Source organism: Streptomyces sp. NPDC091280 (genome assembly GCF_044768565.1).
GTDB lineage: Bacteria > Actinomycetota > Actinomycetes > Streptomycetales > Streptomycetaceae > Streptomyces.
In genome coordinates this window covers 112,321-134,245 of the sequence record NZ_JBIVUZ010000020.1, presented here as the reverse complement: position 1 = coordinate 134,245, position 21,925 = coordinate 112,321, and the positions used below count along the sequence as shown (strand labels likewise).

The 21,925-nt window shown below is 68.3% G+C and carries 23 protein-coding genes; 8 read left to right on the top strand and 15 right to left on the bottom strand.

From position 1 onward, the window contains the following. Positions 1–6: 6 nt before the first annotated feature. A complete protein-coding gene (locus tag ACIQPR_RS43900; protein WP_403661538.1) occupies positions 7–237 on the bottom strand; it encodes a hypothetical protein in 231 nt (76 codons plus the stop codon). Between the two features lie 190 nt (positions 238–427). On the opposite strand from ACIQPR_RS43900, the gene ACIQPR_RS43895 reads away from it, so the two are divergent. Further along, on the top strand, positions 428–1,558 hold the full coding sequence (locus ACIQPR_RS43895; RefSeq protein ID WP_403661534.1) for a lipid II:glycine glycyltransferase FemX: 1,131 nt from the start codon (positions 428–430) through the stop codon (positions 1,556–1,558). Between the two features lie 54 nt (positions 1,559–1,612). Here the strand turns inward: ACIQPR_RS43895 and ACIQPR_RS43890 are convergent, their stop codons facing one another. Beyond that, on the bottom strand, positions 1,613–2,431 hold the full coding sequence (locus ACIQPR_RS43890) for a peptidoglycan recognition protein (protein WP_403661531.1): 819 nt from the start codon (positions 2,429–2,431) through the stop codon (positions 1,613–1,615). Positions 2,432–2,619: 188 nt separating this feature from the next. On the opposite strand from ACIQPR_RS43890, the gene ACIQPR_RS43885 reads away from it, so the two are divergent. After that, positions 2,620–3,804, top strand: a complete 1,185-nt coding sequence (locus ACIQPR_RS43885) for a MarP family serine protease (protein ID WP_403661528.1) — start codon at positions 2,620–2,622, stop codon at positions 3,802–3,804. 7 nt (positions 3,805–3,811) lie between these two features. Here ACIQPR_RS43885 and ACIQPR_RS43880 read toward each other — a convergent pair whose 3' ends face one another. Next, a complete protein-coding gene (locus tag ACIQPR_RS43880; RefSeq protein WP_403661525.1) occupies positions 3,812–4,300 on the bottom strand; it encodes a GNAT family N-acetyltransferase in 489 nt (162 codons plus the stop codon). Positions 4,301–4,373: 73 nt separating this feature from the next. Between ACIQPR_RS43880 and ACIQPR_RS43875 the strand changes: the two genes are divergently transcribed. After that, entirely contained in the window at positions 4,374–5,270 is an 897-nt protein-coding gene (locus tag ACIQPR_RS43875) for a TIGR01777 family oxidoreductase (protein WP_403661522.1), read from the top strand. Positions 5,271–5,508: 238 nt separating this feature from the next. Beyond that, complete coding sequence (locus ACIQPR_RS43870; RefSeq protein ID WP_403661519.1) at positions 5,509–7,017, top strand: NAD(P)/FAD-dependent oxidoreductase; 1,509 nt, start codon at positions 5,509–5,511, stop codon at positions 7,015–7,017. A 91-nt stretch (positions 7,018–7,108) separates the two neighbouring features. Here the strand turns inward: ACIQPR_RS43870 and ACIQPR_RS43865 are convergent, their stop codons facing one another. Continuing rightward, on the bottom strand, positions 7,109–8,545 hold the full coding sequence (locus ACIQPR_RS43865; protein ID WP_403661516.1) for a regulator: 1,437 nt from the start codon (positions 8,543–8,545) through the stop codon (positions 7,109–7,111). 283 nt (positions 8,546–8,828) lie between these two features. On the opposite strand from ACIQPR_RS43865, the gene lipB reads away from it, so the two are divergent. The 4 genes from lipB (at position 8,829) to ACIQPR_RS43845 (ending at position 11,871) form a co-directional block, all read left to right on the top strand. Continuing rightward, positions 8,829–9,629: a lipoyl(octanoyl) transferase LipB gene (gene lipB / locus ACIQPR_RS43860; protein WP_403661513.1), complete on the top strand. Its 801-nt coding sequence runs from the start codon at positions 8,829–8,831 to the stop codon at positions 9,627–9,629. A gap of 74 nt (positions 9,630–9,703) precedes the next feature. Further along, on the top strand, positions 9,704–10,669 hold the full coding sequence (gene lipA, locus ACIQPR_RS43855; RefSeq protein WP_403661510.1) for a lipoyl synthase: 966 nt from the start codon (positions 9,704–9,706) through the stop codon (positions 10,667–10,669). A gap of 243 nt (positions 10,670–10,912) precedes the next feature. After that, positions 10,913–11,113, top strand: coding sequence for a hypothetical protein (locus ACIQPR_RS43850; RefSeq protein ID WP_262062993.1), 201 nt, complete (start codon positions 10,913–10,915; stop codon positions 11,111–11,113). Positions 11,114–11,172: 59 nt separating this feature from the next. Then, positions 11,173–11,871, top strand: coding sequence for a DUF4191 domain-containing protein (locus ACIQPR_RS43845; RefSeq protein WP_403661506.1), 699 nt, complete (start codon positions 11,173–11,175; stop codon positions 11,869–11,871). Here the strand turns inward: ACIQPR_RS43845 and ACIQPR_RS43840 are convergent. The 11 genes from ACIQPR_RS43840 to ACIQPR_RS43790 form a co-directional block, all read right to left on the bottom strand. Beyond that, complete coding sequence (locus ACIQPR_RS43840) at positions 11,759–13,867, bottom strand: recombinase family protein (RefSeq protein WP_403661503.1); 2,109 nt, start codon at positions 13,865–13,867, stop codon at positions 11,759–11,761. The genes ACIQPR_RS43845 and ACIQPR_RS43840 overlap by 113 nt on opposite strands. A 272-nt stretch (positions 13,868–14,139) precedes the next feature. Continuing rightward, positions 14,140–14,586, bottom strand: a complete 447-nt coding sequence (locus tag ACIQPR_RS43835; RefSeq protein WP_403661500.1) for a deoxycytidylate deaminase — start codon at positions 14,584–14,586, stop codon at positions 14,140–14,142. Then, positions 14,583–14,831, bottom strand: coding sequence for a hypothetical protein (locus ACIQPR_RS43830; protein WP_403661497.1), 249 nt, complete (start codon positions 14,829–14,831; stop codon positions 14,583–14,585). The genes ACIQPR_RS43835 and ACIQPR_RS43830 overlap by 4 nt, the downstream gene beginning before the upstream one ends. Further along, positions 14,828–14,971 carry a hypothetical protein gene (locus tag ACIQPR_RS43825; protein WP_403661494.1) on the bottom strand — a complete coding sequence of 48 codons (144 nt, stop codon included), beginning with the start codon at positions 14,969–14,971 and terminating at the stop codon, positions 14,828–14,830. Before ACIQPR_RS43825 ends, ACIQPR_RS43830 begins: the two co-directional genes overlap by 4 nt. A 4-nt stretch (positions 14,972–14,975) precedes the next feature. Continuing rightward, positions 14,976–15,173 (bottom strand): hypothetical protein, encoded by a 198-nt coding sequence (locus ACIQPR_RS43820; protein WP_403661491.1) that lies wholly within the window; start codon positions 15,171–15,173, stop codon positions 14,976–14,978. Between the two features lie 15 nt (positions 15,174–15,188). Next, positions 15,189–16,982 carry a DNA polymerase gene (locus ACIQPR_RS43815; RefSeq protein ID WP_403661488.1) on the bottom strand — a complete coding sequence of 598 codons (1,794 nt, stop codon included), beginning with the start codon at positions 16,980–16,982 and terminating at the stop codon, positions 15,189–15,191. Between the two features lie 184 nt (positions 16,983–17,166). Next, positions 17,167–17,877, bottom strand: coding sequence for an FAD-dependent thymidylate synthase (gene thyX, locus ACIQPR_RS43810; protein ID WP_403661485.1), 711 nt, complete (start codon positions 17,875–17,877; stop codon positions 17,167–17,169). A gap of 58 nt (positions 17,878–17,935) precedes the next feature. Then, positions 17,936–18,442: a hypothetical protein gene (locus ACIQPR_RS43805; RefSeq protein WP_403661482.1), complete on the bottom strand. Its 507-nt coding sequence runs from the start codon at positions 18,440–18,442 to the stop codon at positions 17,936–17,938. Positions 18,443–18,518: 76 nt separating this feature from the next. Continuing rightward, positions 18,519–20,570: a ribonucleoside-triphosphate reductase, adenosylcobalamin-dependent gene (gene nrdJ / locus ACIQPR_RS43800; protein WP_403661480.1), complete on the bottom strand. Its 2,052-nt coding sequence runs from the start codon at positions 20,568–20,570 to the stop codon at positions 18,519–18,521. Then, on the bottom strand, positions 20,567–21,124 hold the full coding sequence (locus ACIQPR_RS43795) for a hypothetical protein (RefSeq protein WP_403661478.1): 558 nt from the start codon (positions 21,122–21,124) through the stop codon (positions 20,567–20,569). The genes nrdJ and ACIQPR_RS43795 overlap by 4 nt, the downstream gene beginning before the upstream one ends. Further along, positions 21,124–21,918, bottom strand: a complete 795-nt coding sequence (locus ACIQPR_RS43790; protein ID WP_403661620.1) for a metallophosphoesterase — start codon at positions 21,916–21,918, stop codon at positions 21,124–21,126. The genes ACIQPR_RS43795 and ACIQPR_RS43790 overlap by 1 nt, the downstream gene beginning before the upstream one ends. Positions 21,919–21,925: the final 7 nt, after the last annotated feature.

The window sequence follows — 21,925 nt, the reverse complement described above, 5'->3', positions numbered from 1 at the left end:
GTCCGGCTAGGCGGCGCTGCGGCGGCGGGTCGAGTCGGTCGGGATGTAGGCCTGGTTCTGGTCGGCCCGTACCGCGTGGTGCATCGGGGCCGCGTTGGCCTGGTCGAGCGCCGAGGCCGTGACGGCGGCCGGGCCGAGGATCACGGTCGCGACCGCGCAGACCACCGCCCAGGGGCCGCGGGCGGACTTGGTCCAACCGGCCGACTTCTCCGTGGTGTTGGTGTGACTGTTGTTCATCTTCCCCACCTCCAGTCAGTGCGTGTGCATGACGATAGGGAGCCTGTCTCGGGGGGACCGTTGAGTTGCCTGCGAGAAACCTGTGAGCGCGGCGCCGCCAAGTGTTGGCCCGGTTCACAGACTTGAGGTCTTGACCCGTGCCGTGCTGTCCGGCTTACGGTGGCCGCCGCCGAACAGGAGCGCCGCGCCCATGACCAGCCCGTACGTGAAGGGGATCACCCGCGAGGAACACCTCGCGCAGCTCCGGCTGCACCCCGACGCGAGCCATCTGCAACGTCCCGAGTGGGCCGACGTGAAGCCCGACTGGACGGCGGAGAGCGTCGGCTGGTTCGAGGGGGACGCGCTGATCGCCACGGCCCTCGTGCTGTACCGGGCGTTCCCCGGGACCGGGCGCTCGCTCGCCTACCTCCCCGACGGCCCCGCGATCGACTGGCGCGGCCAGCGCCTGGAACGCCTGCTGGACCCGCTCCTGGCGCACCTGGAGAAGGAGGGCGCGTTCTCGGTCCGCATCGGCCCGCCGCTCGTGGTCCGGCACTGGGACCCGGCCACCGTCGCGGCGGGCGTCGCCGACCCCGCCGTACGGCATCTGCGGGATCTGCCGACGGACGGGATCGACGGGTACGCGCTGGACGTGGCGGACCGTCTCGAACGGCTGGGCTGGCGGCGGTGCAAGGAGGACGAGGACAGCGGCTTCGGGGTCGGACAGCCCCGCTACGGATGCCGGATCCCCCTGACCGGACGGTCCGTCGACGAACTCCGAAGCGGGCTCGCGCCGCACTGGTTGCAGGCCCTGCGGACCGCCGAGGGAGGCGGTGTCGGGGTCTTCTGGGGGTCCGCCGACGACCTGCCCGCCTTCTACCGCCTGTACCGCGCCACCGCCGAACGGGACGGCTTCAAGGCCCGCCCCCTCGACTACTTCCGCCGCATGTGGCAGGCGCTCAACGCCGAGGAGTCCGACCGGATCCGGATCTATCTCGCCGAGTACGACGACGAGGTGCTGTCCTCCGCGCTGATGATCAGCGCCGGCCCCCGCGTCTGGCACTCGTACCCCGCCTCCGGCCGCCGGGGCCGTGAACTCCGCCCCAGCAGCCTCCTGTTGTGGCGCATGCTCTGCGAGGCCCTGGACTCCGGTGCCGACACCTACGACCTGCGCTCCATCACCCCCTCCCTGGTGGCCGAGGACCGCCTGGTGGGCCGGCTTCTCTTCAAGACCGGCGCGGGCGGGCAGGCCGTGGAGTACCTGGGGGAATGGGAACGCCCGGTGGGCACCCAGGGGAAGATGCTGCAACGGGCGTTGGCGGTCTATCTGGGCCGCAGATAAGGCTTTCAGGGGCGGCAGCCCCGGGGACGGGTCGGGCAGGGGCGGCGGGGGCGATCAACGCCCCTGCAACCGAGCCGCAGCCACCCGAACCTCCGGCAGCCGCGCCAGCAGCGCCGCCCCCGGGCAACTCGTCATGTACCCGTCCTTGTGCCCCGCGAGAGCGGGAAGCGTGGCCGACGTGCCCGCCGCATAGCGGCTGAGGCTGTTGCTGGACACCAGGTGGGCCTCGGTCCGCGGGTCCACGTCCGCGAGCCCGAGTTTCCAGGCCGCCAGTGCCGCTATCGCGTCCGTCATCGCCTTCGGCACCACCATCCCGGCGGTGAACGTCCCGATCGCCGCGATCCCGGCCGTACGGTGGTTGAACCCCTGTGTGTGCGCACCGGTGACCGCCCGGCCGACCCCGCCCGCGCGCCCCTCGTAGATCGTCCCGCACCGGTCGACGAGGAAGTTGTAGCCGATGTCGTCCCAGTCCCGGACACCGGTCTGCCCGGCGTACAGGTAGCGGATGATGCGCGGCGCGTCCGCGCAGTCGTAGCCGTTCGGCGAGTCGGTGTGGTGGACGAAGACGGCGACGACCTTGTCGTCGTAGCGCGGCGGCGGCTGCGCGTGCCGGGAGAGCGCGTCGAGCCAGGCGGAGCGGGGCACGATGCGCGGCTGCGGCGCGGTGTGCCGCAGCGTCGCGGGGCGGGCCGCGACCGGGACCCGCGGGATGGTGCCGCTCAGGTGTCCGACGCCGTTCGCGCACAGCGCCAGCACCAGCACGGCGGCGAGGCCTGGCAGGCAGGCCAGCAGCACGAGCGCCGGGCGCGGTATCCGGATCCGGCGCCGACGCCGGGCGCCCGGCGTTCTTCTCGGACTTCTCGGAACACGCATGATCACACTCTCGGCCGGAAAGCCTCGGCCCGCGATGTGTGCTGTGCCACCCGGTGGAACCATCGTCCCGGTCCGGCACGTTTCTGGGGGTACACGCACGCGTGGCGGCTTCCCGCGGGTCACGCGCGCCCGACTGATCAGTGGGCGCGTTCCTCGCGTACTAAGGGTTCCGAGAGAAAGGCGGCTCCGTGGACCTGCTCGACCTGCTGTTGTTGCTGGTGATCCTCGCCTACGCGGCGTCCGGGTACCGGCGCGGCCTCGTCGCCGGATGTGTCTCGCTCGCCGGGTTCGTGGGCGGCGCGGTCGTCGGCGTGTGGGTGCTGCCCTGGGTGATGGACCTGGTGACACCGGGGACCACGGCGGCGACGGTGACCGCGGTGCTCACCGTGCTGGTACCGGCGGTGATCGGGCACGAACTGGCGGGGCGGCTCGCGCTGAAGCTGCGCAAGGAGCTGGACCGGGGGCCGCTGCGGGTGGCCGACGGGATCGGCGGGGCGGCGGCGAACTCGGTGGCGGTGCTGATCGTGGCGTGGGTGGTCGCGAGCGTGCTGGGCGCCTCCTCGTCCGCGCTGGTCACCACGGCGATCCGGGACTCGACGCTGCTGGGCAGCGTGCAGAAGCTGATGCCGGACACGACACCCGCGTGGTTCTCGCGGGCGACCTCCGCGCTCACCGAGGCGGGCTTCCCCCAGGTCTTCAACCCGTTCGAGAACGAGTCGACGGCCGAGGTCGCCAAGCCCACCGGGGACAGCGTCACGGCCGCCGCGACGAACGCGGCCAAGCGGAGCACGGTCAAGATCGAGGGCTCCTCGGGCACCCAGGGCCGCGAGGGCAGCGGCTTCGTGTACGCGCCGCAGCACGTGATGACCAACGCGCACGTGGTGGCGGGCATCGACGACCCGACCGTCCGCATCGGCGGGGTCGGACGGTCGTACCAGGCGCGGGTGGTGCTCTTCGACCCGGCCAAGGACGTCGCCGTGCTGTACGTGCCGGGGCTGAACGCGCCGGTCCTGCGCTTCGACGACAGCGCGGAACGCGGCGACTCGGCCGTGGTCGCGGGCTATCCGCAGGACGGCGACCTGAACCTCCAGGCGGCGACCGTCGCCAACCGGGTGAACGCGACCGGGCAGAACATCTACAACGACGGGACCGTCACCCGCGAGATCTACTCGATCCGCTCCACGGTCCGCCCCGGCAACTCCGGCGGCCCGCTCCTGACGACCGGCGGCAAGGTCTACGGCGTGGTGTTCGCCCGCTCCACCTCGGACGACGAGACGGGGTACGTGCTGACGGCCGACGAGGTCTCCGGGGACGCGCGGCGGGCGGCGACCGCGACCGCGGAGGTCGACACGGGCGACCTGATCACGTCGTAGGTCACCGTCACAGGGCGCGGCCCATGAGGACGTCGTCGACGTACTCCCCGTCGAGCAGGAACTCCTCCGGGAGCACGCCCTCGACCGCGAAGCCCTCGGCCGCGTAGAGCCTGCGCGCCGGGGTGTTGTGACCGAGCACGCGCAGGGTGAGCCGCCGGGCGCCGCGCCGCCGGGCCTCCTCGACGGCGGCCCGCACCAGCGCCCGGGCAACCCCGTGCCCGCGCGCCTCCTCGGCGACGGCGAGCCCCTGGATCTGCCGGACGTGCGTGTTGCAGGCGAGCGGGGTGGCGAAGGCGAGCCGGATGTAGCCGACGATCCGGCGGTCGAGTTCGGCGACGAGATGGTCCTCGGGCGCGTGCCGCTCGTCGAAGAAGGGGCCGTACGGCGGCTGCGGGCGCGGCATGACCGCGTGCAGATGGGACCAGGTGGCGCGGTCCAGGGCCCCGAGTTCCTGGTCGTCGTCGGGCAGGGCGGTGCGTATGTACGGCTCGGACATACGCGCCACACTACGACGGGGGCAGTGCCGTCCTCATGGGGCTTTTATCGATCAACGAGGCAGGATGGACGCCATGGAACACTCGCGAATCGCGGTGACCGGCGCCTCCGGTCTGATCGGCAGCGCGCTGGTGCGGTCCCTGACCGCGGACGGCCACGAGGTGGTGCGCCTGGTGCGGCGGGCCGCCCGGGGCGCCGACGAGGTGTGCTGGGACCCCGAGGGGCAGTACGTGGACGCGGCGGCGCTCGACGGGTGCGACGCCGTGGTGAACCTCGCCGGTGCCGGAGTCGGCGACCACCGCTGGACGGACGCGTACAAGAAGACGGTCCGCGACAGCCGGGTGCTCGGCACGGCGGCCCTCGCGGAGGCGGTGGCCGCGCTGGACCGGCCGCCGCGCGTGTGGGTGAACGGCAGCGCGATCGGCTTCTACGGCGAGACGGGCGACCGTGCCGTCGACGAGGACGCGCCGCCCGGGGACGGCTTCCTGCCCGCGCTGTGCGTGGAGTGGGAGGAGGCGACGGCGCCCGTCCAGGAGGCGGGCGTGCGGACGGTGTTCGCGCGGACCGGTCTGGTCGTCGCGAAGGACGGCGGGGCGTGGGCCAAGCTGTTCCCCCTCTTCAAGGCGGGGGTCGGCGGGCGGTTCGGCGACGGACGGCAGTACTGGTCGTTCGTCGCGCTGCACGACGAGGTCGCGGCGATCCGGCACCTCATCGACACCGAGGGCCTGTCGGGACCCTTCAACCTCACCGCCCCGAACCCGCTGACGAACCGTGAGATCACGGCCGCGATGGGCCGCGTGCTGCGCCGCCCGTCCCTCTTCACGGTGCCGGCGCCCGCGCTGAAGCTGGTCCTCGGCGAGATGTCGGGGGATGTGCTGGGGAGTCAACGGGTGCTGCCGAAGCGGCTGTTGGAGTCGGGGTTCACCTTCGCGTTCCCGGACATCGAGGGGGCGATCCGGGCGGCACTGTGACCGTCCGTCCGGGGGCCGGCCCGGGCCTGCCCCGGGCCTGACCAGGACCCGACCGGCACCTGGCCCCCGCGCGCGGTGACACACGGCGACCGTATGCGACCGCCGTGCGACCGTGCCCTGCGTATGCGCGACTTCCGCCGACCGATCACGGCCCTAACCTCGACCCGAACTCGGGTATCCCTGGAGGCTGTTGGGGGCATGACGCATCCACCGGCCGCGCAACCCTGAGGAGGGGCACGTGCTTGAGCACGCGTACCAGGCGGACGTCGTCGTCGTGGGAGCCGGGGTCGCCGGACTCGCCGCGGCGCATCGGTTGACCAGCGCAGGAGTAACGACCGTAGTCCTGGAGGCCGCCCCTTACGTGGGCGGCCGTATGTCGACCGAGAAGGTCGACGGTTTCCGGCTCGACCGGATCGGACAGCTCCTGTCCACCTCGTACCCCGAACTGCGCCGTACCCCGGGCCTCGACGCCCTGGTGCTGTGCCCCTTCGCCCCGGGCGTCCTCCTCCACAGCGACGGCCGCCACCACCGCGCGGGCACCCCGGCGCCCGGAGGGAGCGCATGGGGCGCACTCCACGCGGTACGCGCCCTGGCAAGCGCCCCCAGGGCGGGGACGGTGAACCGCAAACCCTCCCTCCGGGGCGAGAGGACGGTCGCCGCCGACCCCGCCGGGGCCTCCCGGGGCCGACCGGCGCCCAGGAGCCGTACGGACTCCTCCTGGGGCGGCCCGGCGGTCAAGGACCGTTCCGGGGACGCCCGGAGGGTCGCCGCGGTGCCCAGGCCGCGGAGCGGTGCCCCGGTCGGCGGTCCCGTCGACCAGGCGCGGCTCGGGGCCGCGCTCACCCGGCTCGCGGGGACGCCCGTCGAACGGCTCCTGTCCCGCCCCGAGTCGCCCGCCGGGCAGGCGCTCGCCGCGCGCGGGGTGCCCGCCCGCACCATCGACGGGTTCCTGCGCCCGCTGCTCGCCGCGCTGCTGTGCGACCCGGAGCTGACCACGTCGAGCCGGTGCGCCGACCTCGCGCTGCGCGCCTTCGCGGGCGGGCGGCTGTGCCTGCCGGAGGGCGGCGCGGAGATGCTGCCCGAGGTGCTGGCCGCCGCGCTGCCACCGGGCACCGTGCACACCGGCGTACGCGTGACCGCCGTGTCGACGACAGCGGTGACCACCGCCGAACACGGCGAGATCCGCTGCCGGGCCGTGCTCGTCGCGACGGACGCGCGCGCGGCGGCCGAACTCCTGCCGGGCCTGCGCGTACCGGACTTCCATCAGGTGACCGTCGTGCACCACACGACCGACGACCCGCCCACGACCGGAGCCGCCCTCCTGGTGGACTCCGACCGCGGCGGCCCGGTCGCGCACACCGCGATCGTCAGCAGGGTCGACCCGAGCCGCGCGCCGGCCGGCCGCTGCCTCGTCTCCTCGACGGTCCTCGGCCCGCCGCCACCGGACGTCGAGACCGCCGTACGCACCCATCTGTCCCGCCTCTACGGCACCTCGACGGCCCGCTGGGAGACCCTCGCCGTCCACCACACCGCCGAGGCCGTCCCGGCCATGCGCCCGCCGCACGATCTACGGCGCTCCGTAAGGCTGTTGGCGGGCCTGTACGTGTGCGGCGACCACCGGGACACGAGCACGGTCCAGGGGGCGCTGCACTCGGCGCACAGGGCCTCGGCGGCGATCCTCGGGGACCTCACGGCGGCAGGTTCGATGCACCGGGCGGACCCGGTCCGGACGACACGGGCCGCCTGACCCCACGCGGGGGCGCGGGGGGCTGACCACCCGGCCGCCATCACGGCGCCGCACAGTCCCCCGAACCGCGCCCCGCACCCCGCCCCCGGCCTCATCCGAACGCGGCGACCTTGTCGCGATACCCCCGCACCGGAGCGGCGTCCTTGTACGGCTCGAGCCGCCGCTCGAAGTCCCGGACGTACTCGACCGCCCGCACCGACCGCATCTCCGCCGCCTGACCCGCCGCCTCCGCCCCCAGCACGCACGCCTGGTCGAGTTCCCCGAGCCCGAGCCGGGCGGAGGCGAGCACGATCCGGCAGAAGAGGCGGCTGCGGGCGAACGCGGGCGCCCGCAGTTGCAGCGAGCGCTCCGCGTGCTGGGCGGCGGCCCGGAACTGCTGGAGGTCGCGGTGGGCGTGCCCGAACTCGTCGGCGAGCTGCGCCTCGTCGAAGAACCGCGCCCAGTAAGGGACTTCGTCCCCGGCCCGTGCCGTTTCGAGGGCGCGCTCGGCCCTGACGAGCGCCGAGGTGCACGCCCGTACCTCCCCGAGCACCCCGTGCGCCCGCGCCTCCACGGAGTGCAGCAGCGCCTGCACGACGGGCGGCGCGTTGGTCCCGACGCCCTGCTGCGCCACCCGCGCGAGCTGCACGGCCTCGCGCCCGTGCCCGAGGTAGACGGCCTGCCTGCTCATGGTCATGAGCACGTAGGAGCCGTAGGCCCGGTCCCCGGCCGCCTGGGAGAGCCGCAGCGCCTGCACGAAGTAGCGTTGCGCGAGCCCGTGCGCGGCGATGTCGTACGACGTCCAGCCCGCGAGCCGGGTGAGGTCGGCCGCCGCCGCGAACAGGCGCCGGCCGGTCTGTTCGCCGTAGGTGCCGCGCAGCATCGGCTCGGTCTCGTGCTCCAGGTAGCGCACGAGGGCCTGGCGGGCGTGGCCGCCGCCGTAGGCGTTGTCGAGGGTGCGGAAGAGTTCGCCGACCGAGCGGAGCGCGGAGATGTCGCCGCCGGTGACCTTCTGGCCTGGGCCGCGTTCGGCGGCGCCGCGCTGGCGGGGTACGGCGGGGCGGCCCTGCGGGGGCACCCGGTTCGTGGCCTCGGCGCGGCCGACGCGGTCGTCGGCGCGGCCGATCAGCCAGTCCCGGCTGGGCACGACGAGACCGGCCGGGGTGAAGGCGATCTTGCGCAGTTCGGCGTGGCTGCCGGAGTCCTTGCGCCACAGCCCGCTGACGATGTCGACGGCCTCCTCGGGGGTCGCGGCGAATTCGAGCCCGGCGTACACCGGCGCGCAGGCGTCGAGGCCGAGGTCCTGCGCGGTGAGCCGGCGCCCGAGCCGGCGGGTGAAGACCTCGGCGATGAGGGCGGGGGTGGTGCCGCGGGGCTGCTGCCCGCGCAGCCACCGGGTGACCGACGTCTTGTCGTATCTCAGATCAAGCCCGTGTTCGAGACCGAGTTGGTCCACGCGACGGGCGAGCCCCGCGTTGGAGAACCCCGCTTCTGCGATGAGCGCGGCGAGTTGACGGTTGGGAGTGCGCTGCGCGGGTCGTTCCGTCATCTGCGGTGCGGTCTCCTGCCTTTCGGGCCTCACGGCGGCCGATGCGGCCACCGCCTGCCCGGATTGCCTGTGAGCAGCCCTTTTGGCCTCGTGAACGGCGCGAATGTAGCGGAGCGTAAGCGGCTCGTCGCACATTCCGACGTGCATTCATCCGATCGTGTGAGGATTGGTCGTAGGGCTGACGGTCCCGGCCGCCCGGTGGGCTGTCAGCGGTCGGTCGTACAGTGGCGTAGGCATGTTTCATGCCTTACGACTCGTGGGTGCTGTGAGGGAGGCGCTTGCCGTGGGTGAGTTGCGGTTCGTCCGGATGGGGTTCGGCGCGGAGGCCGTCGAGTACCAGGAGGCGTGGGACGAGCAGCGCCGGGTGCACGCGGCCCGCTTCGAGGACGCGGTCCCGGACACCGTGCTCCTGCTGGAGCATCCGCCGGTGTACACGGCCGGCCGCCGCACGGCGGACAGCGAGCGCCCGCTCGACGGCACCCCGGTCGTCGACGTCGACCGCGGCGGCAAGATCACCTGGCACGGCCCGGGCCAGCTGGTCGGCTACCCGATCCAGAAGCTGCCCCGCCCGGTGGACGTCGTCGCGCACGTACGGCGGCTGGAGGAGGCGCTGATCCGCGTGTGCGCGGAGTTCGGCGTCGAGACCAGCCGGGTCGAGGGCCGCAGCGGGGTGTGGGTGCTGGGCGACCCGGTCGAGCGGCGCCCGTCGATCGGCGGGCTCTCCCTCGACTTCGACCCCCGGCTGCACGACGAGGAGTTCGACCCGCGGATGAACGGCCCCGAGTACGCGCCGTCGAACGCCGGCCAGCGCCGCGAGGACCGCAAGATCGCCGCGATCGGGATCCGCGTGGCCAAGGGCGTCACGATGCACGGCTTCGCGCTGAACGTGAACCCGGACAACCGCTGGTTCGACCGGATCATCCCGTGCGGCATCCGCGACGCGGGCGTGGCCTCGCTCGCGGCCGAGCTGGGCCGGGACGTGACCATCGCCGAGGTGCTGCCGGTGGTCGAGCGCCACCTGAAGGACGTACTGGAGCACGCGGACCTGAAGCCCAGGGTGATCGAGAAGACACCGGCCGCCTGATCGGGGCAACGGGCATTCAAATCCACGGGCGTACCCTTGGGGACGCCGAAGAATCAATCGCTAGGGAGCCCATCGTGTCCGCAGTCGCACCCGACGGACGCAAGATGCTGCGCCTGGAGGTCCGGAACGCCCAGACCCCCATCGAGCGCAAGCCCGAGTGGATCAAGACCCGGGCGAAAATGGGTCCCGAGTACACGAAGATGCAGGCCCTCGTGAAGAGCGAAGGTCTGCACACGGTCTGCCAGGAAGCCGGCTGCCCCAACATCTACGAGTGCTGGGAGGACCGCGAGGCGACCTTCCTCATCGGCGGCGACCAGTGCACCCGGCGCTGCGACTTCTGCCAGATCGACACCGGCAAGCCCGAGGCGCTGGACCGCGACGAACCGCGCCGGGTGGGCGAGTCCGTGGTCACGATGGACCTGAACTACGCCACGATCACCGGCGTCGCCCGCGACGACCTGGAGGACGGCGGCGCCTGGCTGTACGCGGAGACGGTCCGTCAGATCCACGAGCAGACGGCGTCCCGCGAGGCCGGCCGCACCAAGGTCGAACTCCTCGCCCCCGACTTCAACGCCGTCCCGGAGCAGCTCGCCGAGGTCTTCTCCTCCCGCCCCGAGGTCTTCGCGCACAACGTCGAGACGGTCCCCCGCATCTTCAAGCGCATCCGCCCCGGCTTCCGCTACGACCGCTCGCTCAAGGTCATCACCGAGGCCCGCGACTACGGCCTGGTCACCAAGTCGAACCTGATCCTCGGCATGGGCGAGACCCGCGAGGAGGTCAGCGAGGCGCTGCGCCAACTGCACGAGGCGGGCTGCGAGTTGGTGACCATCACGCAGTACCTGCGGCCGTCGGTGCGGCACCACCCGGTGGAGCGCTGGGTGAAGCCGCACGAGTTCGTCGAACTCAAGGAGGAGGCCGAGCAGATCGGCTTCTCCGGGGTCATGTCCGGCCCGCTGGTGCGCTCTTCGTACCGCGCCGGGCGCCTCTACCAGATGGCGGTGGAGAAGCGTGGAGCCTACGTGGCCTCGCAGGCGGTCTGACCCGCACACCGTGTGAATTCACGCACAAGCGACTACCAGCCGGTAGCATCGGCTGTCGGTGCGGCCCTGACCGTCCTCCCAGTTGAGGGCGCCCATCAGGGCCGCGTCAGCGTCCGGGCCCCTCGCATCAAGGCTTCATTGGCGTTTGACCGGTCGGTCACGCCCTGGTAACACCGAACAGTGACACTCGACTCACAGCACGTAGCCCCATACCGAGAGCCGTTCCGAGGGGGGACCTCCACCATGCAGGCCGCACCCGTCCGCGCCACCGCCATCCCGTCCGTCACCGACGCCCTGCGCGCCGTCGAGTCGCTCCTGATGAGCGGCGGCCAGCGCACCGCCCGCCGCAACGCGTGGACCTCCGTCCTGGAGGACCGCCGTCGCGCCAAGGACCGCGTCGAGGCCCAGCTCGTCCTCGAACAGTCCCTCACCTCCCGCTCCTGAACCCCCTCGCCCCGGGCACCGCCGTCGTCGGCGCTCCGGGAGCCACGTAGACTCGTGGCATGGCGAGGAAGGACACGACAGCGGACAACGCTGCGAACCCCGGGCGACTCAAGCAGATCGCCCTGACGTACAAGATGACGCGCAAGGCCGACAAGACGATCGGTCTTGTACTCGCGGCTGTCGGAATTGTCACCTTCGGTGTCTTCCTCGCGATCGGCTTCTTGCTCGGTCACCCCATCTATCTGGGCATTCTCGGCCTGCTGCTCGCCTTCCTCGCGACGGCGATCGTCTTCGGACGACGCGCCGAGCGGGCCGCCTTCGGGCAGATGGAGGGCCAGCCGGGCGCCGCGGCGGCGGTACTGGACAACATCGGCCGGGGCTGGACGACGACCCCGGCGGTGGCGATGAACCGCAGCCAGGACGTGGTGCACCGCGCGGTCGGCAAGGCCGGCATCGTCCTGGTCGCCGAGGGCAACCCGAACCGGGTGAAGTCCCTGCTGGCCGCCGAGAAGAAGAAGATGAACCGCATCGTCGCGGACGTCCCCGTGCACGACGTGATGGTGGGCACCGGCGAGGGCCAGATCCCGCTGAAGAAGGTCCGCACGACGATGCTGAAGCTCCCGCGCGTCCTGACCGGCCCGCAGGTCACGGCGACCAACGACCGCCTGCGCGCGATGGGCGACCTGATGAGCAACATGCCGCTGCCGAAGGGCCCGATGCCTGGACGTGGGACATCCGGTCGCCCGCCTCGCCGCTAGTCGCAGCAAGAATCACGCCAGGCCGGACCTTGCCGGTCATCTCCATCTTGGGGAGTCGGTGACGGGGGGCTACAGGCACCCCGTCACAGTCCCTCATCAGCCACAGCGCGCGGTCCCAACGACCTTGCTTGCTCCAGCGCTTCCAGTGACCTATCAGGCCCGTAGAACCGTGCTCAGCGTCAAGCTCGGGCCAGGCCACCCCTGTGCGCGCCTTCTTGAGGAACGCCTCAAAGACGGTGCGCGGGGCAAGTCCTCCCTTCTGACGAGAGACAAGCCCTCCAGCCGGGAAACCCTCCGTCTCAACAATCTGCTCCCAGATCTCGTCATTGAGAGTGGGCACCAACCGCTCGTTGTCGCGGAACCACTCCCCGATCGTGCACGTGATACCCCGGTGCATCGGCGGAGGCGTCTCCAGGATCGTCACCTTGATGTCCAGCAGCGCAATCCAATCCGCCTGCTGCGCGGGGGTGTACTTGTCCAGCCGACCGTTCGCGGTCTGCGCGAGGGCCAGCAGGTCATTCGCTCGCTGGTCCGCCTGTTGGGCGTCCGCCTGCCAGGCCTCAATATCAGCTCGCTCGCTACGAAGCTGGTCCAGCTCGTCATACAGCGGCTTGAGCTTCCTCTCCACGGCAGCTTCAGCCGCGAATCCGGTCAGGCCCTCTCGGGTCACCTGCTTCGCAGCCACGGCCATCATGAGGTCGATCGTCCCGTCCTTCTCGGCGATCTTCTGGTCCAGGGACGCAAGGCGAGAGGAGTAGTCGATCTTCTGCTTGGCGGCTTCCCCGACCCACTCATCCGCCAGAGCTAGCAGCCGGTCCCTGTCCCCGAGCAGGTCACAGACGTTGCCCCACACCCACTCTTCGACACCTTGGGCGTAGATCTGGGGGCATGAGCAGGTAGCCGCGCCGGCGTACTCCGCGGTCTTGCCGTTGCACCTGTAGTTGAGGGTGGTTGCCTCGGCAGAGCTACCGCCGACGTAGTGCCCACCGCACAGGCTCATCAGGCGCCCCGAAAGCGGATACACCCGCCCCTGGACGGGAGACTTCCGGCCGGGCTTCGCCGCCGCTGTCCGCAGCTCCACCACTTCTTCCGGTGTGAAGACCGGGGGAAGGCTCAGAGTGATCGACTCGCCCCATACCGGAGTACCGTCCGGGCCGTACTGGGCGTGCTTCTCGCTTCGGAAGACGTACCTGGCGTTCAGGAGATCCTCGTCCAGCATGCGGCCCCGGATGTTGGGGGCGGTCCAGGGCTTCCCCGAGCGCGTGAAGAAGCCTTCAGCGTTCAGGTAGAGAGCAACCTTCTCCCAGTTGCCTCCGACCCTCAGCAAGATGTTCCGAGCGAACCTCAGAACCTCGGTCTCGTGCACGGCGTCACAGGGGTCAGTGCGGGTGCAGGCCTCGTTTCCGTCGCAGAGGTCCAGGACCAGTTCCTGTTCGCCCTTGATGCCTTGGTTCGCGATGCGGTAGCCGTAGCGGTGCTTGCCTCCCGGGAAGCCCCCCATCTCCGCCTTCTCCTGAATGCCGCCCTGTGTGCGCTTCCGGATCTTGGCGAGTTCCTTGAACGACTCGTTGGCCTTGTCGCGCATCCGCGCCTCGCCCTCTTCGGTCGTGTTGTCGATGTCCTCATCGACAACAGCCACGAAAATGCCGAGGTCTTGGAGCTTCCAGACCCATTCCCAGAAGACTCGGTTCTTCCGCCCGATGGCGCGGGTCTCGTAGACACAGACCAGGTCGAACGGGCGCGGCTCCTGTACCGCGAGTTCCATGATCTTGGATGCGCCCTCGCGCAACTCCCACGGGAGGGTGCCGGACTCGCCTTCGTCCTTGAAGGTGCCGACGTGATCCCAATTCTTCCGAGCGATGTGGGCGGCGGTCCGCTTGCCCGTGTAGGCGATGCCGTATCCCTTTGCCTGATCTTCAGTGGATACGCGCAGATAGTCGACGGCCCGGAGCTGCTTTCCGGTGATGGCCCGAGCTGCAATGTCGATTGCAGACATGACAGACTTACCCATGTCAGTCCCTTCGCGACTGGCAGGACCCCCCAGAGCGTTTTCCAGGCCCTCCGGGGGGTCCACTCATGTGGATTGCGTGATCATACGTCAACCCCCAAGGCTTGGGGAGAACAGAAGTTCGAGCATCTGCCGGTGCGCGACCAGGGCGCCGTGGCCCTCTGCCGCAACCCAAGTCACCGTGTTGCCTTCTGAGTCCGTGTGAGACCACTGGGCAGGAGTCGGCTCCTGGCCCTCATCGCTACCAGCTCCGGGCTCTGTCAGATCGTCAACCGCCTTATCTTCGTGCCGAGTTCAAGCCAGACGACCTCTCGGATCCCTACGCCGCGGATGAGTTTCCGGCAGTCGCCGCATGGCTCCCACGTCGCGTAGAGGGTGGCGCCGATGCGGTCCTCAGGGCGGCTCCACATGATTGCGTTGGCCTCAGCGTGGTACTCGATGCAGCCCTCATAGCCGGTGCCGGCGGGTACGTCGCTCAGGCAGCGTTCGCACTCGCCGGCCTTGCAGCTCGGCCCTCCTGGTTCGCTGCCGTTGTAGCCCGTGATGGCCGTTCGGCGGTCCGGACGGACCAGGACTGAGCCGACTTCCTTACGGATGCAGTCGCCGCGCGCTTTTGCGGCCTCCGCGATCCCGAGGAAGTAGCAGTCCCAGCAGGGTCGCTTCTCTCCGAGGAGGACGGTGCAGGCATGCAGGATGCCGCAGGTCACTCCTCGTCCTCCTCCAGGTGGTGAACGACCTCGATCGTGGGCGCCATCTCTGAGACCCAGTAGTCCTGTGCCATTTCCTTGGCCATCTCGTACGGGATGCCACGATCCAGCGCGGCCCGCAACACAGTGCCGGCCACTTCGGCGACAGCGACCGCGACCAGGGCCCGCTTCTCCAGCTCGGCGAGGGCAAACGTGTCCTCTATCGACTTCATGACGGACTCAACATCTTCGGGCTTGTCGGTCATTCGCACCTCTCCACGGTGTTGCTGTCAGCACAGTCGGCACACAGGCCGGTTTCTACGTCGTCCAGGCTGAAGAGCCCCACGGCGTCGTTGAGCTGGCACCATTCGCACAGCTCGATGTCGTCCAGCTCGTCTTCGTACAAGGACTCAGCTCACGACGTATGCGAGAGGCGCAGTGATGGTCTCGCTGCCGCCCCAGACCCTGACTTCGTCCTTCTCCACGTGAGTTCCGGCCTCCTCGTAGGTGCTGCTGGCACAGCAGCCGCATCCCGGATCGCGGACGACGACGGGAATGTCTCCGTGTTCGGCAAGGGTCTTCTGGGCGTCCTCGATCAGGTCAGTCATCTTCAAATTTGCCTCCTAGTGCTTGCTGTCTTCGAGGTCGAGAATGGAGCCCCAGGAACGGTCTCCGATCTCTCCTTCTGCGGGAATCAGCACGCCCTTGACCGTGAATTCCATGATCTTGGCGGCTTGCTTTGTCAGTTCCGTCGCCCGGTCCTTCGGGAAGGAAAAAACGATTTCGTCGTGAATGACGAGGCGGATCCATGGAGTAAATCCGGCCTTGTCGAGGTTGATCACGGCGCGGGCTGTGATATCCCGGCTTCCGCTCTGAATGTAGTAGTTAAGGGCCGCGTACGCGCGGGAGCGGTCCACGGGGAGCCGACGCCCGGTGACGGTGTAGATGAAGCCGGTCCTGCGGGCTTCGCCCATGAGTTTCTTCGACAGCTTCCCGACCCATGTATAGGTCGCGTTGAAGGCGTCGATGGTTTTCCGTGCGGTACCCTCATCGATTCCGGCCTGTTGCATGAGGGCCTTCCAACCGCCGCCGAAGACAGTGAGGAAGTTCGCCATCTTTCCTGTCTTGCGGACGACTCCGGCAGCGTCGGCCGTAATCTGGTGCAAGTCCTTGTCGTTGAGGAAGGCGTCCATCATGACCGGGTCTCGTGACTCGGCTGCCAGGAATCGCAGCTCCATGTTTCCGAAGTCGATGCTGACGGAGACGTGTCCTTCTTCGGCGAGGAACATGTTTCGGACGTATCCGGTTCCTGCTGGGAACGTCTGGGCCGGGACGCTTCCCGTGATGCTCATCCGGGCGGTGCGGGCCTGGATTGAATTAATGGATGGGTGTACCCGTCCCTCGGAGTCCCGGCCGGCCAGTGCATTTTCGAACCACGTCTTCCGCCACTTGGCGGCCTTGGTCGCCTTCTTGACTGCCTCGGCTAGCGGGTGATCGATGGAGTCGAGAACCTCGGCGTCCATACTGAGGTTCCCCTTGGGGGTTTTCTTCGTGAGCTTGTAGCCGAGCTTCTGAAATGCCTCGATCAGTTGCTTGTCGGAGTTGACGTTCTCAACCCACTGGCTTGCGAACGCGACCCATCGCGCTTCCTCGGCTCTCAGCTCGGCGATACGCAGTTCTGCGTATTCTTCGTCCACCAGATAGCCGGTTCGCTCCATCTTGGCCGTGATGTGTGCGAGTCGGTGTTCCCAGCCGATCAGCCCTCGCGCCTTCGAGCGTGCCGGCACCTTGGGCAGGAGGATGTGAAGCAGTCGGTAGGCCCAAATGGGGTCCATTCCCGCGTAGAGCAGGTAATCGGGGTCGAAGGTTTTGACGATTGGCCATATGGCCTCTTTTTTGACCTTGTAGCGTTTGGCTATCGCGGTCATGGAGCCTTTGACCTCGGTGGCCAGAACGGGGTCAATGTAGAACTTGATCAGCTCTTCGAGTTTCAGGCCGGGCCCGGACTCCTTGACCTGCCGGGGGTCCACGAGGTGAGCAAGGATCTTGGTGTCGAACATCTTGGGGGCCAGCTCTTCGAGCGGGACGCCGAGGGTCCGTTCGCTGACGTGCTGGTCATAGGTGCCGTTATGGGCGATCAGCCACCGGGCCTTATGGAGTGCCCAGATGGCAGCGGCCTTGAACTCCGGGTTGGTCTCGACTGGGAGGACCCAGCTCTCGACGCCGTTACCGAACTGGGCGAGACGTATTCGGAATCCGCGGTCGGAGTCCCACCAGTTGAGTCCGGTTGTCTCGGTGTCGTAGCCGAGGATCGGATTGGCGAAGATGAAGTCTGCGAACTTGTCCAGGTCCCACGTGGTCTCAGCTACGTTGATCCGTACCGTCTGACGCTTGACCGTGTAGGTTATGACCTGCATTAAGACCCTTCAGTTGTCTCCTTGCATACGTGGTCCCGGGCTGCGTTTACGAGGTCGCTCAAGAGCACTTCGTTGTCGTCGCAGCAGTCACAGCCGCCTTCGGCAAATCCCTGACCGCAGAGGAAGCAGAAGAGTTCGACTCCGCCGTTGTCCAGCCCGACGACTTGGACTAGGCGCAGGTTCATCACGGTGCGACTCTCCCGAGCTGTTCGAAGGCAGCAGCGGTTTCCGGCATCAGCACCTGGAAGTGGTCTTCCATCTGGTCGGCAACCATCTGAATTTCCAGTTGCGGGAACGACGGGACGCGCGCGCTGTCGCGCTTCGTCCGGAGGCTCAGGAAGTTCATGAGCGACCGGGCATTGCACGTGGCATAGAACGATGTGTAGATGTTCAGCGGAAGAGCCATCCTTGCCACTTCGCGTGCGACGTCCATGTCCAGCATGCGTTTGTAGGTGCTGTATGCCTCGGTGCTGATTCGGCGCAGGTCACCGCTGACGGTCATGTACTGCTGGTAGGTGCCGAGCGTGAATTCGTACGCCCCCGGCTTCCCGATCTGCCTCAGGGGGCGCTTGCCGTCCGGGACGTAGAAGAGGGGCTTCAGTTCGGAGTAGCGCCCTGATTCTTCGTTGTAACTCCATCCGGCCCTGTGTCTGAAGTGCTCCCTGGCGACGAATATGGGAGCTTGCACGAAGAAGGTCATCGAGGCGTGCTCGAATGGGCTGCCGTGCCGGTCCCGCATCAGGAAGTGAATCAGGCCCTGGTCACGCTGGGGGTCGCGCTCGAACTGCTCTAGGATCTCGTCCCCCTGGGTAGAGACCCGGGCCGCATCGGTAACGTCGGTATCGGCAGCCGAATGCTTGATGAGGTGGACGGTCATGTCGGAGCGAAAATGCATGGTTCCTCAGACGAGAGGGGGGGCCGAGCGGGAGCCCGGCCCCCATTGCGACTAGTGACTATCGGGCCTTGAAACTGCCGTCCTTCTGGCGCCACAGCGGATCGCACTTGTCGCCGTCCTCGCCGTTGCAGAACATGGCCGCCCAGTTCGCCTTTTCCACCAGGCTGCGGCCGTGCGGGCAGTCGTCGTCGGCGACGGCTGGCTTCTTCGGCTGGACCTTGCCACCCTGGAACTTCTTCGGCGCTGATCCGCCGCCGGGGTTTCCTGCGCTGCCCTTGAACTGGCTGCGGGTGTATTCGGCAGCCTTCGCGGTGAGTTCGATCAGCCCTTGGTTCTTCATGGCGGCGAGCAGATCGGCGCCGCGCTGGGCGGTTTCCTCAGCGTCGTGACCGTAGACGGTCGGGGTCAGCCATTCCGCGTCGAATCCGCTGGCGGCCTTGAACGTGAAGCCGATCTTGAAGGGGGCAGGTCCGTCGGTGGCAGCAGTCAAAGGCTTCTCCTTCTTCGGGGGTTCGGGATTTTCGTCCCACGGGGACTTTTCCTCGAAGGGGTCGGGATAGCTCAAATGCTTTCCTCTCCTCAATTTCGATATTGACCGAGACGCGTCTCGGACTCAACTTTTTAGGTAGTGATGTGGGCCACTAAATGGGACAGGCCCCGCTTGCACAGATCTCGTCGTACGACGTGTCTGTGGACTCCTGGCCCAGCTCGGCGACCAGGCGCTCGTACTCCTCGCGCGTGATGCGCTCATAGGGCGCCTGTGCGCGGCTCAGCTCGGGGAAGATCGTGCTGCCCTTCAGGATGGGCATGAACTCCCAGAGGATCGAGGCGACTTCTTCCACGGTGTACTTCTCGGGATCCACCGAAGCCGTGTAGCTGACGGCCTGGTCCGCCCAGTACCGCTGATACATGGCCTGCACGCCCAACATGTCGTCAAGCGTGAGCTGGCCGGCGTGCTGGATGACCGATGGGTCCTCCACCTGGTCAACAAGGGGGTCCTTGGTCGGGATGCTCACCACTGCCGTGTTCGCGGCGTAGACGCAGTCCTCGACCTGGTAGCCCCGAAGCCGGTACTCCTCCACCGTCCGCTTCTCCTCGGGCTCCACCATCGAGAAGCGGATGCGGCGAATGAAATAACTGCCGAAGGGAGCGTGGATCCCCTCGCCTGAGGCGCCGGCCAGCTTGGACGTGGTGCCGGTCGGCGCGATGACCCTGGTCTTGATCGGGGTCGGGATCCGCAACTGGCTCGCGTACTCGGCTGCGGCCTTGTCGACCGTCTTCGCCCACACGACGAGATCGGTTTCCACCTCCCAGTCGTCAGGGGCCTCCGAGTAGCGGATGCCACGCTTGGCCAGGTAGTCAGCGAATCCGAAGTGCCCGACGCCGATCCGGCGGTAACGGGCGATGGCCGCAGCCGACTTCGGGTCGTGGACCGGCGCGAAGGTCGCCCTGATCAGGTACCGGGTCATCAGCCGGTGGGCTTCGTCCTGGCCGTCGAAGTCGGGCTGTCCGTCCTCGGTGACGAAGGCGCCCAGGTTGATCGACCCGAGACAGCACGGTTCTCCGGGGAGCAGCAGCGCCTCCCCGCATGGGTTGGTGGTGAACACGCCGTCGACTTCGCCCTCGGCCGAGAGAGCCGAGTTCCAGAAACCGGGCTCGCCGTTGGTCACTGCCCCGTGAGCGAGGGTGCTCAGGATGTGCTGAGCGTCTTCGTCGCCGTCGTAGAGGGCCTTGAGGAAACCGTCATCGATCTCGACTGAGATGTTGGTCGTCCAGTGCCGGGTCTGGTCCGCCTTGCAGGCCATGAACTCGTCGATGCTGGGGTCCGACCAATGCATGATCGACATGCGTGCCGACCGCCGCACGCCACCGCTGACGATGCACCGAGCGATCTCGTGATCGATCGCCATGGCGTCCATGCCGGTGAGCCGGGAGCCGATCAGGCGGACCAGGCCCACAGGATCCGCGTCATCGATGTCCACGCGGCTGGCCAGGGTCTTCCCGACCTCGACCATCATCTCGGCGAACGGGGCGGGACCGCTGGCGGTGCCTCCGAACTTCCTCAGCGGAGCGCCCTTCGGCCGGACGCGGGATACGTCGTAGACACGGTCCACGTGCCGGGTCGTCGGGTTGTGTGCGGTCCGGATCAGGTCGGCCAGGGCGTCAGCCCAGCCCTGTCGGCTGTCCTCTACTGGGAAGGCGCCGGCCCAGCCAGCGGCGTACTGGTCCGAGAGAAGGCCCGCGGCCTTCATCTCCTCATAGTCCTTGTGCCAGGTGTCGCAGACGATGTGCACGCGGACCGGGATGGCGACGGCCGGAAACTCGTCCAGGTACCGGGCCGAGTAGTTCGATCCGACGCCTCCGCCCTCGGCAAGCCTGAGCAGGGTGAATGCGTAGTGCTCGGCCGGGTCCTGCGGGTTCCATCCTGCTGCCCAGCAGTTGTTGAGCGCGTAGTCGGTGACCCCGGATGCCTTGAGGTGTCGCCCGGCGGGGAGGATCTTCCAGTCCTCGATCAGCTCGACCAGGCGGTCACGCTCACCGGGTTCGATGTACCGCTCGTCCACCAGGGCGAGGTTCCCGTCAACGACTCTGCGAACGGTCTCGGGCCAGGTCTCCAGTTCGCCGGTCGGCTTCTCGCGTCGGTAGGTGCGCTCGTAGACGGTCTTCGCGGTCTCGGTCTTCCAATTGGTCATGCAGCTCCCTTGGTTCGGAGATGTCGGTTCATGGCGAGGGCCAGGGCGTCAACGGCCCGGTAGCCGCGCCGCTGCTCGGCGTCGTCCTGCGGCGGGAGGCCGTAGACGAACTGGCGCATGAGCAAGTCCCGGTAGTCCGGGCTGAGTTTGTTGATGGCCTTCGAGGCGTCCATCCGCGCGGACAGGATGTTGTCGGCGACGGTGCATCTGGTGAGGTCGTCCTTCTTGCCGATCGACTGGCCGATCTCGTCGTCGGTGTAGATGAAGGACCGCAGCACTCCCCTGACCTCTTCGGGGGTGTAGTAGTACTGATCGTCCATGAGGTCGCGGTATGCCCGCTCCTTGGCCGCGTAACGGCGGCCGGAGGTCCAGAAGATCTTCCGGACGAGTTCCTCGTCGTGCTGATGGCGCGCGAGGATGTGACGCTCCTCCAGGGCGTGAACCAAGATTTCCTGCTTCACGTCGTCGGCTTCGACGATCGCCCACTTGCCCGCGATCTCGCGGGCCACTCGACCCGCCAGTTCCCCGAGGCGTTCCCAGTCCAGCTCTGCCATCAGGCTGCCGCCTTCCTCGCCGCGAACTCTCCTCGCGGGCCGCGCTTGATCTCTCCGAACCGCTGGCCTTCCACCACGAACGAGCCGTCGTCCTCGACCGGGATCGCGTGCGGGACCGCGTTGTACTTGCCGACGTAGAACAGGCCGAAGCCGCGTTGCCAGTTGGCCGGGCCGTTCTTGAGGTAGCCCGCCCGCCTCACATCCATGAGGTGGCCGACCTCGAAGCCGTAGATCGTCTTCAACTTCCCGTTGTGCCCTGTGGTGTGGGGCGAGACGGCCAGCCGGTGAGTGTGGCCCATGACCACGCTGGTGCCTGCCTTCACGGCCTTCAGCCGGGCCGTGGCACCGGGGACCTGGTTCATGCCGGGGCTCTCGTGGCCGTGAATGGCGACCCAGCCCGGCGCGAACGCGTAGTAGGGTTCGGCCTTCTCGACGTCGAAGGCCCCGAAGTCCAACAGGTTCTCGAAGCGGTAGAAGGTGTCCTCTGCTGCGAGGGCCGGCGCCTTGCTTGCCAGGTACTTCCGCGGCCTCTCGTCGTGGTTGCCTTCGAGCACCCGGACCGGTCCGCCGTAGACCTCTCGCAGAGGCTTGAGGAAGTTCTCCTTGGCGTACTCCGAGTCCCGGATGACGTTGCCTTCGAACTCCGCCCGGGTGCCTGCGGACCAGCGGGACGGTGCCGGGTAGTCGACAAGGTCACCGATCTGAATGACCTCGTCGGGCTGGTAGTCGCCCACGAAGGCGATGACGTTGCGCAGCGCTCGCTTGTCCTCGAAGGGGATCTGAGTGTCAGAGATGACGACT

What these genes read in the sequence shown, in the direction of transcription:
- ACIQPR_RS43865 (WP_403661516.1), bottom strand. Translation starts at nt 8,545, where the DNA reads ATGACGGAACGACCCGCGCAGCGCACTCCCAACCGTCAACTCGCCGCG.
- ACIQPR_RS43850 (WP_262062993.1), top strand. Translation starts at nt 10,913, where the DNA reads ATGCAGGCCGCACCCGTCCGCGCCACCGCCATCCCGTCCGTCACCGAC.
- ACIQPR_RS43815 (WP_403661488.1), bottom strand. Translation starts at nt 16,982, where the DNA reads ATGCAGGTCATAACCTACACGGTCAAGCGTCAGACGGTACGGATCAAC.
- thyX (WP_403661485.1), bottom strand. Translation starts at nt 17,877, where the DNA reads ATGCATTTTCGCTCCGACATGACCGTCCACCTCATCAAGCATTCGGCT.
- ACIQPR_RS43875 (WP_403661522.1), top strand. Translation starts at nt 4,374, where the DNA reads ATGGAACACTCGCGAATCGCGGTGACCGGCGCCTCCGGTCTGATCGGC.
- ACIQPR_RS43890 (WP_403661531.1), bottom strand. Translation starts at nt 2,431, where the DNA reads ATGCGTGTTCCGAGAAGTCCGAGAAGAACGCCGGGCGCCCGGCGTCGG.
- ACIQPR_RS43820 (WP_403661491.1), bottom strand. Translation starts at nt 15,173, where the DNA reads ATGACTGACCTGATCGAGGACGCCCAGAAGACCCTTGCCGAACACGGA.
- ACIQPR_RS43830 (WP_403661497.1), bottom strand. Translation starts at nt 14,831, where the DNA reads ATGACCGACAAGCCCGAAGATGTTGAGTCCGTCATGAAGTCGATAGAG.
- ACIQPR_RS43880 (WP_403661525.1), bottom strand. Translation starts at nt 4,300, where the DNA reads ATGTCCGAGCCGTACATACGCACCGCCCTGCCCGACGACGACCAGGAA.
- ACIQPR_RS43795 (WP_403661478.1), bottom strand. Translation starts at nt 21,124, where the DNA reads ATGGCAGAGCTGGACTGGGAACGCCTCGGGGAACTGGCGGGTCGAGTG.
- ACIQPR_RS43900 (WP_403661538.1), bottom strand. Translation starts at nt 237, where the DNA reads ATGAACAACAGTCACACCAACACCACGGAGAAGTCGGCCGGTTGGACC.
- ACIQPR_RS43840 (WP_403661503.1), bottom strand. Translation starts at nt 13,867, where the DNA reads ATGTCTGCAATCGACATTGCAGCTCGGGCCATCACCGGAAAGCAGCTC.
- ACIQPR_RS43895 (WP_403661534.1), top strand. Translation starts at nt 428, where the DNA reads ATGACCAGCCCGTACGTGAAGGGGATCACCCGCGAGGAACACCTCGCG.
- nrdJ (WP_403661480.1), bottom strand. Translation starts at nt 20,570, where the DNA reads ATGACCAATTGGAAGACCGAGACCGCGAAGACCGTCTACGAGCGCACC.
- ACIQPR_RS43845 (WP_403661506.1), top strand. Translation starts at nt 11,173, where the DNA reads ATGGCGAGGAAGGACACGACAGCGGACAACGCTGCGAACCCCGGGCGA.